The sequence below is a fragment of the Gleimia hominis genome (assembly GCF_032085515.1).
Lineage (GTDB): Bacteria > Actinomycetota > Actinomycetes > Actinomycetales > Actinomycetaceae > Gleimia > Gleimia hominis.
In genome coordinates, this window is sequence record NZ_JASXSX010000001.1 from 1,145,135 (window position 1) to 1,159,457 (window position 14,323).

Sequence of the window (14,323 nt, forward strand, 5' to 3'; positions counted from 1 at the left end):
AAGATACAGATGGCTACGCGCGCCGCGAAGGCGATAAATATCGCGGTTTTAGGAGCTGGTACGGTCGGATCCCAGGTGATCCGTTTAATCCAGGAGCGCCGGGAGGATTTGCAGCGGCGCAGTGGAGTGCTGTGGAACCTAACGGCCGTGTTGGTGCGCGACCTGGATGCAGAACGCGACTATGACGTGCCTGCGAATTTGCTCACTACCGATATCGCTGAGGCACTAGTGAACGCGGATGTTGTTGTGGAGCTCATCGGGGGGATTGAACCGGCTTTCGACTATGTGAAGCGCGCGTTGAAAGCGGGGGCGTGTGTGGTGACGGGCAATAAGGCGCTGCTTGCCAAACACGGTCCGGAGTTGTTTGCTTTGGCTGCTGCGAACCAGGTGGAGCTGCAGTATGAGGCCGCGGTTGCCGGGGCGGTGCCGATTGTGCGTGCGCTGCGTGAGTCTTTGGCGGGGGACCGGGTGAACCGCGTGCTCGGGATCGTGAACGGGACCACGAACTTTATTCTTGACCGCATGTCTACCACGGGCGCAACCTACGATGAATCCCTGCAGGAAGCGCAAGCTCTGGGGTACGCGGAAGCGGATCCAACTGCGGATGTCGATGGCCTGGACGCGGCCGCTAAGTGCGCGCTAATGGCGTCGCTGGCATTCCACTCGCGCGTGCTCATCGATGATGTGTCCACCGAGGGAATCCGCGCGATCACCCCAGCGCAGATCACCCGGGCGCGCGAGGCCAACATGGTGGTTAAGCTCCTTGCGGTTGCCGAGCGGCGCACCACCACCTCTGGGGAGGAGGGGATTGACGTGCGCGTTCACCCCGCCTTGCTGCCCGCAGGCCACCCGCTCGCATCCGTGTCGGGCGCGTTTAACGCGATCATGCTTGAGTGCGAAGCAGCCGGTGAGCTGATGTTCTTCGGGCAGGGCGCGGGCGGTGTGCCCACTGCTTCCGCCGTTCTCAGTGACCTCGTTGCCACGGCGGCGCGGCACGGACACGGTCAGCACCCGCCTTTAGAGTCGCATTACGAACAGTTGCCGGTTTTGCCGCCGCAAAGTACGCGGGTGTGCTACCAGGTGAGTTTGTTAGTAAACGCGGCCGACGCAGGTTTGTCCGAAGTTGTGGGCGAGTTTGCCCAGCACGGGATTTCGATCCAGCGCGCATCCCAGAAGCAAGTGTCGATCCAGTGCGCATCCCAGAAACAAGTTCCGATCCAGTGCGCATCCCAGAACCAAGTTAGCGACGCGCAGCCGGCAATTCCTCACTTGGAAAATGCGCAGGTGCAAAGCGCGGAACGGGCGAGTGTAGTCCTCATAACAAATCCGGCTACGGAATCAGATTTGCGTGAGGCCTTGGATGCGCTCCGTAGTTCCCCCACCGGGGTGCAAGTTGAGTCCGTTATCCGCGTTGAGGGGGTGGCGTAACCGATGCGTTTAGTTAACGACCAGGTGACCGTGCGGGTGCCGGCCACGAGCGCTAACTTAGGGCCCGGCTACGACTCATATGGGTTAGCGCTCAGCATGTATAACGAAGTGTCGATGCGCGCAACCACCGGCAGCACCCGGGTGCAGGTGCGGGGCGTGGGCGCTGGTGAGCTTCCCGATGGGGAAGACAATCTGATTGTCCGCGCCTTGCGAGCAGGGCTCGACTACCTGGACGTGTCCCAGGTTGGAGTTGACATGGTGACGACCAACCGGATTCCTCAGGGAGCGGGATTGGGATCGTCCGCCGCAGCGATTGTGGCCGGACTTTCCATTGCTCGAGGCCTGGTGGGCCCCGAAGCCATGCCAGACCAAACCGTGTTCCAGTTAGCTACCGAACTCGAAGGACATCCCGATAACGTGGCGCCCGCTGTGTTTGGGGGCGCCACTTTCGCGTGGATTACAACCGAAGCTCCAAAGAGCAACGGCACTGCCGAGCAGGTGGCCCGCGTGGTTCGCGTGGAACCTCCGGAAACAATTAAACCAACTGTTTTAGTTCCCCCGTATTCACTGGCAACCCGGGAGGCACGCGAAGCTCTGCCGCGCACAGTAGCGCATCCCGACGCCGCGTTTAACGTGGGCCGAGCGGGACTACTCGCGCTTGTAATGGCAGGAGCGGCGGACACTCGTTACTTATTTGAAGCAACTGCAGATAAATTGCATCAAGACGCCCGGGCAGAATGCATGCCCGCCTCCCACGCACTCGTCACGTTCTTGCGAGAACAAGGATTGCCTGCCGTTATTTCCGGAGCGGGACCAACCGTCCTGATACTGGGCGAGTTGAGCGCGCAGCAACAAGAAGATGCGGCAGCCAGCGGGTGGCGCGTACACCGATTAGACGTGTGTAACCAAGGCACGAGCATCGAAGCGCGACGAAAATCATAATTTTTGCTCGGTCTGTAATGTATTTTAAAAAGAAAGGCTGCTAAACTCGAAGTAAATGGTTAAGGCAATACGCTATTAACCATCGAGCAGCACGTGGCAGAAAGTGCTAAACGATGCGCACCAACTGGCATATGCTGAATCATTAAAGCTTATTCACACCGTTCCTCGATTCCATTGTGAATATTAGGAAAGGCTTGTGGATTGCGAAAGTATTCGCAGCTTCATCCCACGAAGAACGGTAAGTGAATACACGTATGTTCAACAACGAACATAATTTAGTGGCTACAATGTAGCATCATCAGTGAGGAAAAACGCTTGAGCGAGAATCCAAAACCCAAGAGGCGCGCAATCTCAACGATGCGCCTGGCACAACTGCGCGAACTAGCAGAAGAAATGAACCTGCCAGTAACCGATAAGATGCGGCGTCCAGAACTCATCGACGCGATCCGCGCCGCCGGGGGAGGCGGCAAACGAGGACGACCGCGCAAAACGGAAACTGAAGCGAAACAAACTCCCCAAACCCCAGCGGGCTCGGCCAAAACAAACGGCCAGCAGCCGCAAAAAGGCGAGGGGAAACCTCAGGAACACGGAAAAGAAGACGCGCACGCCAGTAGAGGCAACTCGCGTCGCCGTCGCAACCAGAGCGCGGGCGAAGCGAACGCTAAAGATATTCAGCTGGATGTGAAAAAAGAACTTGGTTCGCAGCACCGCGACAACAAACACGACCAGCACAAAGAAGGCGACTATGCGACCTCTGACTCGTCGTCAAACGTGTCGGAACTGAGCGACATTAAACTCCCTTCTGCCGATAACAAGCAGGACGATTCCCGTAACGACGGGCGGAACAGCCGCCGGCGAAATCGCAACAACGACAATAATCGCGATGACGACCGCGGGGGACGCCGCCGGCGCGGACGCGACCGGGGGAAACGCCGCAATGGTCGCGACGACGCCCCTGAAATCAGGGAAGACGACGTGCTGATCCCCATTGGGGGCATCCTCGACGTGCAGGAAAACCACGCGTTTATCCGCACATCTGGTTACCTGCAGGGGCCGAACGACGTGTACGTAACCCTCGGGAACGTGCGCCGGTGGAACCTCCGCCCGGGCGACGCCGTGGTGGGGGCGGTGCGACAGCCACGCGAAAACGAGCGGCCGCGCCAGCGGTACAACGCGTTAGTGAAAGTTGACACGGTGAATGGCTTGACGGTTGATCAAGCTGGGCAGCGCCGCGAGTTCAACAAACTCACCCCGCTTTACCCCACGGAACAGCTGCGGTTAGAAACCACGCCGAAAGCCATCACCCCAAGGATCATCGACCTGGTTTCCCCAATCGGGAAGGGGCAGCGCGGTCTCATCGTCTCCCCGCCGAAGGCCGGTAAGACCACGGTGATGCAGCAGATTGCAAACGCGATTGCGCAAAACAACCCGGAGGTACACCTGATGGTCGTGCTCGTAGACGAGCGGCCAGAAGAGGTTACCGACATGCAGCGCACCGTTAAAGGGGAAGTGATTGCCTCGACGTTCGACCGGCCGGCAACGGACCACACGGCCGTTGCAGAACTGGCGATTGAGCGGGCGAAACGACTTGTGGAACTCGGGCAAGACGTAGTGGTACTGCTGGATTCGCTGACCCGACTGGGGCGGGCTTACAACCTTGCTTCCCCGGCGTCCGGCAGGATCCTGTCCGGTGGTGTGGATGCGTCCGCTCTGTTCCCACCGAAGCGTTTCTTCGGTGCCGCTCGCAATATTGAAGAGGGCGGATCCCTCACGATCGTCGCATCCGCACTGGTGGAAACCGGTTCGAAGATGGACGAAGTGATCTTCGAGGAGTTCAAAGGTACCGGCAACATGGAACTGCGCTTGTCTCGCGACCTCGCGGAACGACGCATCTTCCCAGCTGTGGACGTGAACGCTTCGGGCACGCGGCGTGAGGAAGTCCTGTTCAAGAAGGAAGAGCTGCAGATCATGTGGCGGTTGCGCCGCGTGCTCGGCACGTTGGAACAGCAGCCCGCACTGGAACTGGTGTTGGATCGTCTGAAAGACACGCAATCTAACGCGGAGTTCTTGATGATGGTCGCTAAGACCATGCCGAACAAGTAACTTCCAATAGCTAAAGGTGAGCTATTTTACGCCTTTGCTTGTGGAAAAAACTTGTTTACCGTGTAAAAATAGTCGAGGTTCCGGTTCACCACCACGCTGCTTGAGCACAGCTTAGACAGTTGGAGATGCCGGCTTGTGAAGGTCACAAGTCCGCTAACCCGGCCCCAACAATCGGGGTGATGCGTGGACCCGGTTTCCTCGAATTCCTTAAGGAGTAACCAAATGAAACAGGGTATTCACCCCGACTACAACGAGATCACGGTCACCTGCACGTGCGGGAACAGCTTCCAGACGCGTTCCACACTGCCAGGGCCGGACTTGCGCGTAGACGTGTGCTCGAACTGCCACCCGTTCTACACGGGTAAGCAGAAGATTATGGATACGGGCGGTCGCGTTGCCCGCTTCGAGGCCCGTTACGGCAAACGCAAGAAGTAGCTTTAAGCATTCGGCGCCGCCCTACCAGGGTGGCGCCGTTTCGTATACTAGAGGCCGGCCCCGAAGTGTAAGGAGATGGAGATAGTGAGCACGTACAGCCACGAGTTGGAGGCCGTACAACCCCGGTTAGATGAATACCACGAGGTGGAACAGGCTTTAGCTGACCCTGAGGTCCTTGGCGACCGAGTGCAGTCACGCAAACTCGCGAAACGATTCTCCGAACTGGGAGCCGTTAAAAACGCCACCGACGCGTTCCGTTCTGCTCTGGAGGACCTGGAGGCAGCGCAAGAAATGGCGCAGGAGGACCCGTCTTTCGCCGATGAACTCCCCGGCTTGGAGCAGCGGTTAGAAACGGCGCATGACAAGTTCCTCAAGATCCTAATTCCACGCGACCCACAGGATGCGGACGACGTTATTTTGGAAGTCAAAGCTGGTGAGGGCGGGGAAGAATCCGCGCTGTTTGCCGCGGATCTGGCGCGCATGTACTCCCGGTATGCGGAAGCGAAGGGGTGGAAGGTGAAGGAAATGGCTTCCACACCGACGGAACTGGGTGGGTTCAAAGACATCACCCTGTCGATCGCAGCGAAAGGCAATGTGCCGCCTGAGGAGGGCGTGTGGGCGCATCTGAAGTACGAAGGTGGGGTACACAGGGTGCAGCGCGTGCCGGTAACGGAGTCGCAGGGGCGCGTTCACACTTCCGCGGCGGGGGTTCTGGTGGTTCCCGAAGTGGAGGAAGACGACGACGAGGTCGTGATCGATAAGAACGATATCCGCGTGGACGTGTTCCGGTCCTCCGGGCCAGGGGGGCAGTCTGTGAACACGACGGATTCAGCAGTGCGGATGACGCACCTGCCAACCGGCATCGTTGTGTCCATGCAGAACGAGAAGAGTCAGATTCAAAACCGCGAAGCCGCTATGCGGGTGCTGAAAGCCCGGTTGGCGCAGTTGGAACGCGAGAAGAAAGAGGCGGAGGCGCAGGCGGTGCGTGCTTCGCAGGTTCGGACCGTTGACCGCTCTGAGCGGATCCGCACCTACAACTTCCCAGAGAACCGGATTGCGGACCACCGCACGGGGTACAAGGCGTACAACTTGTCGAACGTGCTGGAGGGCGAGTTGGGGCCCGTAATCGACTCCGCCATTGAGATGGATGAGCAGCAGCGCATGGATGAGGCTGGGGCTGGGCGAGCGGATAAGTAGTCTTGGCAGAGCTCACCCAAGCACTGTGGATCCAGTCGGTGCAGCAGCTGCGCGGCAGCGGGATTGAGTCGGCTGAGGCGGATGCGACCGCCATTTTTGTGGAGGTCCTGGCTGCCCCGAGGTTCTTGTGGCCCCTGGAAACACCCCGGGTGGAGGCAGAGCAGATCCGCCAGATGGTTACCGACCGGGCCCGCCGCCGGCCACTGCAGCACGTGTTGGGCCGCATGTATTTTCTGGGTTTGGAACTAAAAGCTGGGCCCGGGGTGTTTTGTGTGCGGCCCGAAACGGAGTACATGACGGACTGGGCGTTGCGCCACCTGCCGATGCGCCGCGCATTAGACCTGTGCACTGGTTCAGGGGCGATCGCACTGGCAATTGCCGCCAAGAACAAGATCCCGGTAACAGCGGTGGAAATAGACGCGCGCGCCTTGGATTATGCGCGTGCGAACGGTGCTGCTCTAGATCTCGAGGTGGAATGGGTCCGTGGTGACGCCACCGCGTTCAACCCCACGCTGGGCTTGTTTGACGTGGTCATATCGAACCCTCCGTATATTCCCCAGCGAGACCTACCCGCAGAAACCGATTGGGATCCACGCATCGCCCTGTGGGGCGGTGGGGAGAGTGGCATGCAGATTCCCGAGCAGATCATCACGGTTGCGTTCCAGTACTTGAGGGGCGGCGGGTACCTCGTGATGGAACACGACGATACGCAAGGTAAAGCTTGCGCCAAGGTGGCGAACGAAATCGGTTTTGAGGATGTTGAGATCCACCGCGACCTCGCGGGCATTGAGCGGTTCATAGCCGCCCGGAAGCCGAGTTGAGTGGCTTAACAGGTCGATAAGATTGTGCATGGAGGGCAAGTTATGGAAAATATTGATGCCACGCGTGAGGCACTAGGTGCTGCTCAGTTGAAGCAAATTCGGCAGGTTGTGGCCGAAGAGGGGATTTTGGTGCTGCCCACGGACACGGTTTACGGCATCGGTGCAGACCCCTATTCGACGGATGCTGTGAACGCGGTACTAGCGGCAAAAGGGCGCGGTAGGCAAATGCCCCCGCCCGTGCTCGTAGCCGATGTAGAAAGCGCCGAAAAAGTGAGCGCCCACGTGGGCTCTGTAGCGCGCAAACTCATGGAAGCGTTTTGGCCCGGCGGCCTCACCCTCATCCTTCCCACAGCGAAAGACCTCCATTACGACCTGGGGGACATCAAAGACACAATTGCGGTGCGGATGCCAGACAACCCCGTGGCGCTCCAGATTCTGCGTGCGGTTGGCCCGCTGGCCGTTACGTCGGCGAACTTAACGGGACAAAGCCCAGCTACGGACGTGGACGCGGCGCGCGCATACTTTCAAGGCAAAGTCGACCTGTACGTGGATGGTGGGCCCACGCCGGGTGGGGTGCCCTCAACGATCGTGGATGTAACCGGCGAACCGAAAATTTTGCGCTCGGGTGTTCTAGATGACACGGAAGTCCGCAGGTACTGGGCCTGATGCTGCCCTACGTTGCGATCACCTGCGTGGCAGCGCTCGTCACTGTGATAGTTACGGGCGTGTGCCGCAAAGTGGCGTGGCGGTTTAAGATCCTCACCCCGGTTAGAGAACGCGACGTTCACACCGAACCGATCCCACGTTTAGGCGGCATCGGAATCGCCACCGGGTTCATCGCGAGCCTCGCGCTCGCCGCCGGGCTCCCCGCTTTCGCCGGCCTGTTCGCAGACCGGCAGCTGTGGACACTCATGGTCGGCACCGCCGCGATCGCACTACTCGGCCTCGTCGATGACATCTGGGAGTTGGATTGGGCGGCGAAACTCGCCGGGCAAATCCTAGTTGCCGGCGGCCTCGCCTACGGGGGAGTGCAGCTAATTTCGATTCCCCTGTTCGGCGTCAGCGTCGGCTCCTCCCGCCTGTCCTTGCTCCTCACCGTCCTCATTTTTGTCACGTTCATAAACGCCGTGAACTTCGTTGACGGTTTAGACGGGTTAGCGTCGGGCATTATCGCGATAAGTGCGGTCGCGTTTTTTCTGTACTGCCTCTTACTTGAGGGTAGCTCGGGTTTAATCAGTTACATCACTCCTGCGAAACTCACCATTGCTGCCCTCCTGGGCGCGTGTTTAGGATTCCTTCCGCACAACTTCCACCCGGCCCGAATTTTCATGGGCGACAGTGGTTCCATGAGTCTGGGGGTAATCGTGGCTGCGGCGGACGTGATGGTCACGGGGCAGCTGAACCCCGCGGTGCTGGGCAACCGGCAGATCCTCGCGGCGATCCTCCCGATTGCACTTGCTCTCCTGGTGGTTGCGATTCCTCTGCTCGACATGATCCTGGCGGTCCTGCGCCGCCTGGCCAGGGGGCAATCACCGTTCAAAGCCGACCGCGGGCACTTGCATCACCGGCTGTTACGCCGCGGGCATTCACACCGCTGGGTGGTGTTCATCATGTACTTGTGGACCGCTGTGATTTTGTTTCCTACAGTCGCGCTAATCCAGTTCAGCCCCCCGCTCGTCGCCGCTATCACGGCGCCGGTGATACTCGCACTCCTGGCGCTAACTGCTAACGTGTTCTCAGGATTCACAATCAAACCAAGGCGAAAGAGGAACCATGACCACGCGTAAGCCCGGCCTAGTACACGCCGTGCGCACAACCATTCGCAACCTCGTGATCGCAGCCGTCGGCGTAATGATCGTGAGCGCCGCGATCGGGGCATTATTCTCTCCCTCGGTGGCAGTCGCTGCAGCATGTGGGGGGCTAGTTGGCGTCGCGCTCGCGGGGATCAATGCCGGGACCCTGTGGTACTCATCGCGACACAAACAACTGCTCGGTGCCTTCATCATGGGCGACTACCTACTGAAATTCCTTGTGATTTTAGCCACTATACTGATTGTTCGGTCAACCGGAGTTTTACCGCTAAAACCTCTAGCGGGAGTTCTGGTAGCATCCTTCGTGATTCAAACTGCCGTGCAGATCTTCACACTCTCGCGCAACCGCGGCCCCGTAGTGGATCCAAAATAGTACCGAACGCTGGTGGGAGAAACTACCCTTTTTGCCGGTAAAACTGCTAAACTCGCTGAGGCAGATGGCATTGAAGCCGCACTACTTCATCTATAGTTTGTAGTGAGTTTCAGGCAGCCTAGACGCCAAACATATTCGATCGCCAACCTGGGGGTGTATTCAACTGCTCGCAACGCTATCAACCCATTTCACCGCGTTGGCTACGGGGATATTAGCGGCCAAACCTGGGATCGATGATTTCTTCCCAGACCCGATTCTCTTCGAAGGCACGATCTTCCAGATGAACCGCATGGTGCTCATCCGCATCATCGCCACCCTTGCGCTCGTGCTGATTTTCTCAATTGGTGCGGCGCGCGCGAAGATCATTCCCTCAAAAGGCCAGCAACTGCTAGAAATGCCCCTGCTGTTCGTGCGGGACTTCGTCGCGGTTAACAACCTGGGGCCAAACACGGGCCGCAAATACGCGCCGCTGCTGACAATCATCTTCCTCGGCGTCCTGTTCATGAATATCACCGGCGTCATCCCGGGCCTCAACATCGCGGCGTCTTCCGTGGTGGCCGTGCCGATTGTATTCGCCGTACTGTCGTATATCATGTTCATTGGCGCGGGAATCAAAGCCCAAGGTGTGGGCAAGTTCTTCAAATCTCAGCTGTTCCCACCCGGCGTGCCCTGGCCGCTGTACATCATTTTGACGCCAATCGAAGCGTTCTCAACATTCATTGTGCGGCCCGCAACGCTGGTTATCCGTCTGCTCGCCAACATGCTGGCTGGGCACATGATGATGGCCATCTGTTTCTTCGGCACCCACTACCTATTCTTCCAAGCAACCGGATTCGTTAAAGCCGCGGGCGCACTGACCCTAGCGGGGTCAATCATGTTCGTGGCGTTCGAAATATTCGTGGCCGGTCTGCAGGCGTTCATCTTCACGATCCTCACGACCGTGTACATCAAGATGTCTGTCCAAAGCCATTAGGAACCAACAAAGCAAGCTATTAAGAACCAACAAAGCGCTTCGGCGCACAACAAGATAGAAAAGGAAAAGTACAAATGACTGGTACTCTCGCAGCGATCGGGTACGGCCTAGCGACCCTCGGCCCCGGTATTGGCCTGGGCCTCATGATTGGCAAGACCCAAGAGGCTACCGCACGGCAGCCAGAAGTTGCCTCCACCCTCGCCACGAACATGTACATCGGTATGGCGTTGATTGAGGCCTTGGGTCTGATTGGCCTAGTCCCACTGTTCGTAGGTTAATTCCCCATGATGTATGCTCCAATGCAGGCAGGTGAGCATAATATCTTTTTGCCACCTGCCTATGACATCCTCTGGTCGGTAGTCTGCCTCGTAATTATTGGCGTCGTCCTGTACTACTTTGCGCTGCCTAAGTTCTACGCGGTGCTGGATAAACGGGAAAACACCATTAAAGAAGGGCTCGCTGCCACCCAGAAGGCGGAAGAAGCGCAGGCACTGGCTGAACGGCGCCTCGACGAAACGCTTGCCAAAGCCCACAAAGAAGCCGGCGAAATTCGCACTAAGGCCAACGAAGAAGCGAAAGCGATCCTAGATAAGGCTCGCGAGGACGCCCGTGCGGAAGTAACCCGGATCGTTGACAACGGCCAGCGGCAAGTTGAAGCAGACCGTCAAGCAGCGGAGATTTCACTGCGCACGGACCTCGGTCTCCTCGCCACTGAGCTGGCGGAGAAGATCGTGGGGGAACACCTCAAAAATACGGAACTATCTGCGCGGGTCGTAGATCGATTCCTCGACGACTTGGAACGCGAAAGCGTAACAGAAGGGCGATAAAGCATGCGGGCATCGAGTGCGCAAACACTACATGCAGCCACGCGCACGTTACGTACCGTGTTCGCACAAGAACACGTAGACGCAATGGCAGCAGCGGAGAACCTGTTTGGCCTATCCGACCTGGCGCGAAAATCCCGTCGGGTCCGGGGGGCGATCTCAGATCCGTCCCGCAGCGGCGAAGACAAGGAAGCGTTCGTGCAGAACCTGCTGCGTGGCGGCGTGCAAGATGCCACCGTGAAAATCGCCCAAACCCTAGCGCGCGGCACGTGGTCCAGTGCTGACGACGTGGCGGACGTGTTTGAACTGTTGGGGATGCAAGCGGTACTAGAAGCAGCGGTACTCGCGGGCGCTTTAGAGCAGACGCAAAAAGAACTGCATCAAGTGCAAGCTTTGCTGGTGGACGAACGCGAACTGCGCAACGCACTGTCCGACCTGGGGGTCGGCAGTGCTCACGACCGCGCCCACTTCGCCGCCCGCCTGCTGGATGGGCACGTCAACCAGTACACCTCTAGACTAGTGCGCCGCGCGGTACGCCTATCCGTCCACGGACGGCTCACGGCCCGCCTGCACCACATCATCGACCTGGCCGCAAACAGGCAGAAACAGCGCGTGGCGGAAGTGACGGTGGCGCGCCCACTGAGTGCCCAGCAGCAAACCCGCCTGCAATCCATCCTGGAACGCAAGCATGGCGGATCCGTTACTTTGAACGTGATGGTGGATCCAGACCTCATGGGCGGAATGCGGATAGTGATGGGGAGCGAAGCGGTGAACGCGACGGTACGCTCCGAGATCCGCCAGGCGCAACGCGCAATGGTTGGAAAATAGTAGTACGAGTGACAAAAATGAGAAACGGTGAGGACAAGCTCAATGGCTGAACTTTCAATCCAGCCCGACCAAATCAGAGCGGCTCTGGACAGTTTCGTGGAATCCTACGAACCCTCCGACAACGCAGCTGAAGAAATCGGGCACGTTACACAAGCAGCGGACGGTATCGCTCACGTTGAGGGACTGCCCGGAACGATGGCCAACGAGCTACTGCGGTTCGAAGACGGCACGCTTGGTCTAGCATTGAACCTCGACGTGCGCGAAATCGGCGTAATCATCCTGGGTAACTTCAAAGGAATCGACGAGGGCCAAGAAGTTTACCGCACCGGCGATGTGCTGTCGGTACCCGTTGGGGACGGCTACCTAGGGCGCGTCGTAGACCCGCTAGGACACCCAATCGACGGCCTGGGGGAAGTAGCCGACATGGAAGGCACTCGCGCGCTGGAGCTGCAAGCCCCAGGCGTGATGATGCGTAAGTCCGTGCATGAACCACTCGAAACCGGGTTGAAAGCCATTGACTCCATGATCCCGATTGGACGCGGGCAGCGGCAGCTAATCATCGGAGACCGTCAGACTGGTAAAACCCAGATTGCCCTGGATGCAATTATGAACCAGCGCAAGAACTGGGAAAGTGGTGACCCGAACAAGCAGGTACGGTGCATTTACGTTGCGATCGGCCAAAAGGGCTCCACGATCGCGGGCGTGCGCCGCCAGCTAGAAGAAGCGGGGGCATTAGAGTACACGACGATTATCGCCTCCCCAGCCTCCGACCCCGCGGGCTTCAAATACCTCGCTCCCTACACCGGGTCCGCCATTGGACAGCACTGGATGTACGCGGGTAAACACGTCCTCATCGTATTTGACGACCTATCGAAACAAGCGGAAGCCTACCGTGCGGTGTCCCTATTGCTGCGCCGCCCACCGGGCCGAGAAGCATACCCCGGTGACGTGTTCTACCTGCACTCGCGCCTACTGGAACGCTGTGCGAAACTGTCAGACGAACTGGGTGGCGGCTCAATGACGGGCCTGCCGATAATCGAGACGAAAGCCAATGACGTCTCGGCGTACATCCCCACGAACGTTATTTCTATTACCGACGGGCAGATCTTCCTCCAGTCTGACCTGTTCAACGCTGGGCAACGACCCGCAGTGGACGTCGGCATCTCCGTGTCTCGTGTCGGTGGGGACGCGCAGGTGAAAGCCATGAAGAAGGTAGCTGGGACGCTCAAGATCACGTTGGCGCAGTACCGTTCGCAAGCGGCATTCGCGATGTTCGCCTCCGACTTGGACGCCACCACGCGCCGGCAACTCACGCGCGGTGAACGCCTCATGGAACTACTGAAACAACCACAGGCAACTCCGTACGAAATCCCCGACCAGGTCGCTTCCATCTGGGCGGGTACGAACGGTTACATGGACGACATTCCAGTGGAGTCCGTGAAAGAGTTTGAACGTGGCCTACTGGACCACTTGCATGCGCAAGGTAGTGTGCTGGAACTGATTGCGACCAGTGGGAAGCTCGAACCAGACACAGAAGAAGCGCTGCGCCACGAGGTGGAAACGTATTTGAAGGGATTCAAATACGAAAAAGGCCTCGTGACCGATAAGCAAAAAGGTGAAGCTCAAGCCGAAGTGACGCAGGAGCAGATCGTTCGAGGTAAGAAGGCCTAACATGGGCGGTAACCAGCGGATCTACAAGCAGAAGATCTCCTCCACGCAAACCCTGAAGAAGGTGTTCCGCGCGATGGAGCTGATCGCAGCGTCCCGAATTGGGCGTGCCCGCCGCTACGCCGACCAGTCGGGCCCCTACGAAAAAGCCCTATCCCAAGCCGTTGCCGCGGTTGCGTTGCACGGCGAACTGCACCACCCACTCACCTCCGAACGCACGGACACCAACCGGGTTGCGGTGCTTACGGTAACCTCGGATCGCGGTATGGCGGGGGCGTATTCAGCCAATATATTGCGCGAGACCGAACGGCTCGTAGAAAAACTCGTGGCGCAGGGAGCAGACCCGGTGCTGTTCGCCTCCGGACGTCGGGCGGGCTCGTACTTTCGGTTCCGCGATCGGGAACTGGAGAAAACCTGGGAAGGTGAGTCAGACGCACCATCAGTGGAACTGATCCACGACATCGCGGACACGGTGCTGGACTACTTCCTCGACCCCGACCCCGCGCGGGGAGTGTCGAAACTCTACTTGGTGTTCACGCGTTTCAAGAACCTGGTTGTGCAAGTTCCTGAGGTGCGGCAAATGCTGCCGCTAACCGTGGTAGACGCGCCCGAATCTGAAGGCGAATCGGAGCCTCAGGAGCGGGACTTGTATCCACTGTACGAGTTCGAACCCGATGAGGGCGCGGTGCTGGACGCACTGCTTCCGCTGTATGTGGAAAGCCGGATCCGCAACGCACTGCTGCAGGCAGCGGCTTCGGAATTGGCGTCGCGCCAACGCGCGATGCACACGGCCACGGAGAACGCGGATGAGATCATCACGGACTACACGCGGATGGCTAACGCGGCTCGCCAGGGCGAGATCACACAGGAAATCACAGAAATCGTATCGGGCGCCGACGCGCTTTCAAACGGCTGAGTAA

15 protein-coding genes are annotated in these 14,323 nt (G+C 58.7%); all 15 read left to right on the forward strand.

Annotated elements, in window-relative coordinates:
- Positions 1-9 precede the first annotated feature (9 nt).
- The 15 genes from QS713_RS04835 (at position 10) to QS713_RS04905 (ending at position 14,319) form a co-directional block, all read left to right on the forward strand.
- On the forward strand, positions 10-1,428 hold the full coding sequence (locus QS713_RS04835) for a homoserine dehydrogenase (protein ID WP_313272909.1): 1,419 nt from the start codon (positions 10-12) through the stop codon (positions 1,426-1,428).
- Between the two features lie 3 nt (positions 1,429-1,431).
- Positions 1,432-2,370 carry a homoserine kinase gene (gene thrB / locus QS713_RS04840; RefSeq protein ID WP_313272911.1) on the forward strand — a complete coding sequence of 313 codons (939 nt, stop codon included), beginning with the start codon at positions 1,432-1,434 and terminating at the stop codon, positions 2,368-2,370.
- Positions 2,371-2,727: 357 nt separating this feature from the next.
- Positions 2,728-4,473: a transcription termination factor Rho gene (gene rho / locus QS713_RS04845; RefSeq protein WP_313273769.1), complete on the forward strand. Its 1,746-nt coding sequence runs from the start codon at positions 2,728-2,730 to the stop codon at positions 4,471-4,473.
- 222 nt (positions 4,474-4,695) lie between these two features.
- Positions 4,696-4,908, forward strand: coding sequence for a 50S ribosomal protein L31 (gene rpmE, locus QS713_RS04850; RefSeq protein WP_102216016.1), 213 nt, complete (start codon positions 4,696-4,698; stop codon positions 4,906-4,908).
- A gap of 75 nt (positions 4,909-4,983) precedes the next feature.
- Positions 4,984-6,105: a peptide chain release factor 1 gene (gene prfA / locus QS713_RS04855; protein ID WP_102216015.1), complete on the forward strand. Its 1,122-nt coding sequence runs from the start codon at positions 4,984-4,986 to the stop codon at positions 6,103-6,105.
- 2 nt (positions 6,106-6,107) lie between these two features.
- The gene (gene prmC / locus QS713_RS04860) at positions 6,108-6,926 is read left to right on the forward strand and encodes a peptide chain release factor N(5)-glutamine methyltransferase (protein ID WP_313272914.1); all 819 of its coding nucleotides are present in this window, start codon (positions 6,108-6,110) and stop codon (positions 6,924-6,926) included.
- 42 nt (positions 6,927-6,968) lie between these two features.
- Positions 6,969-7,592, forward strand: a complete 624-nt coding sequence (locus QS713_RS04865; protein WP_313272916.1) for an L-threonylcarbamoyladenylate synthase — start codon at positions 6,969-6,971, stop codon at positions 7,590-7,592.
- Positions 7,592-8,713 carry an MraY family glycosyltransferase gene (locus QS713_RS04870; RefSeq protein ID WP_102216012.1) on the forward strand — a complete coding sequence of 374 codons (1,122 nt, stop codon included), beginning with the start codon at positions 7,592-7,594 and terminating at the stop codon, positions 8,711-8,713. Before QS713_RS04865 ends, QS713_RS04870 begins: the two co-directional genes overlap by 1 nt.
- Positions 8,700-9,110 (forward strand): hypothetical protein, encoded by a 411-nt coding sequence (locus tag QS713_RS04875; RefSeq protein ID WP_313272922.1) that lies wholly within the window; start codon positions 8,700-8,702, stop codon positions 9,108-9,110. The genes QS713_RS04870 and QS713_RS04875 overlap by 14 nt, the downstream gene beginning before the upstream one ends.
- Positions 9,111-9,306: 196 nt before the next feature.
- A complete protein-coding gene (gene atpB, locus QS713_RS04880; RefSeq protein ID WP_313272925.1) occupies positions 9,307-10,083 on the forward strand; it encodes a F0F1 ATP synthase subunit A in 777 nt (258 codons plus the stop codon).
- 74 nt (positions 10,084-10,157) lie between these two features.
- Positions 10,158-10,361 carry an ATP synthase F0 subunit C gene (gene atpE / locus QS713_RS04885; protein ID WP_102216009.1) on the forward strand — a complete coding sequence of 68 codons (204 nt, stop codon included), beginning with the start codon at positions 10,158-10,160 and terminating at the stop codon, positions 10,359-10,361.
- A 6-nt stretch (positions 10,362-10,367) separates the two neighbouring features.
- The gene (locus QS713_RS04890) at positions 10,368-10,910 is read left to right on the forward strand and encodes a F0F1 ATP synthase subunit B (protein WP_313272928.1); all 543 of its coding nucleotides are present in this window, start codon (positions 10,368-10,370) and stop codon (positions 10,908-10,910) included.
- Positions 10,911-10,913: 3 nt separating this feature from the next.
- Entirely contained in the window at positions 10,914-11,735 is an 822-nt protein-coding gene (gene atpH, locus QS713_RS04895; protein ID WP_313272930.1) for an ATP synthase F1 subunit delta, read from the forward strand.
- Between the two features lie 42 nt (positions 11,736-11,777).
- Positions 11,778-13,406, forward strand: coding sequence for a F0F1 ATP synthase subunit alpha (atpA, locus tag QS713_RS04900; protein ID WP_313272933.1), 1,629 nt, complete (start codon positions 11,778-11,780; stop codon positions 13,404-13,406).
- Between the two features lies 1 nt (position 13,407).
- A complete protein-coding gene (locus tag QS713_RS04905; RefSeq protein WP_313272934.1) occupies positions 13,408-14,319 on the forward strand; it encodes a F0F1 ATP synthase subunit gamma in 912 nt (303 codons plus the stop codon).
- The last annotated feature ends 4 nt before the right edge of the window (positions 14,320-14,323 follow it).

Excerpts from the sequence above, each read along its gene's own strand:
- QS713_RS04835 (WP_313272909.1), top strand. The coding sequence starts at position 10 with ATGGCTACGCGCGCCGCGAAGGCGATAAATATCGCGGTTTTAGGAGCT.
- thrB (WP_313272911.1), top strand. The coding sequence starts at position 1,432 with ATGCGTTTAGTTAACGACCAGGTGACCGTGCGGGTGCCGGCCACGAGC.
- rho (WP_313273769.1), top strand. The coding sequence starts at position 2,728 with ATGCGCCTGGCACAACTGCGCGAACTAGCAGAAGAAATGAACCTGCCA.
- rpmE (WP_102216016.1), top strand. The coding sequence starts at position 4,696 with ATGAAACAGGGTATTCACCCCGACTACAACGAGATCACGGTCACCTGC.
- prfA (WP_102216015.1), top strand. The coding sequence starts at position 4,984 with ATGGAGATAGTGAGCACGTACAGCCACGAGTTGGAGGCCGTACAACCC.
- QS713_RS04865 (WP_313272916.1), top strand. The coding sequence starts at position 6,969 with ATGGAAAATATTGATGCCACGCGTGAGGCACTAGGTGCTGCTCAGTTG.
- QS713_RS04870 (WP_102216012.1), top strand. The coding sequence starts at position 7,592 with ATGCTGCCCTACGTTGCGATCACCTGCGTGGCAGCGCTCGTCACTGTG.
- QS713_RS04875 (WP_313272922.1), top strand. The coding sequence starts at position 8,700 with ATGACCACGCGTAAGCCCGGCCTAGTACACGCCGTGCGCACAACCATT.
- atpE (WP_102216009.1), top strand. The coding sequence starts at position 10,158 with ATGACTGGTACTCTCGCAGCGATCGGGTACGGCCTAGCGACCCTCGGC.
- QS713_RS04890 (WP_313272928.1), top strand. The coding sequence starts at position 10,368 with ATGATGTATGCTCCAATGCAGGCAGGTGAGCATAATATCTTTTTGCCA.
- atpH (WP_313272930.1), top strand. The coding sequence starts at position 10,914 with ATGCGGGCATCGAGTGCGCAAACACTACATGCAGCCACGCGCACGTTA.
- atpA (WP_313272933.1), top strand. The coding sequence starts at position 11,778 with ATGGCTGAACTTTCAATCCAGCCCGACCAAATCAGAGCGGCTCTGGAC.
- QS713_RS04905 (WP_313272934.1), top strand. The coding sequence starts at position 13,408 with ATGGGCGGTAACCAGCGGATCTACAAGCAGAAGATCTCCTCCACGCAA.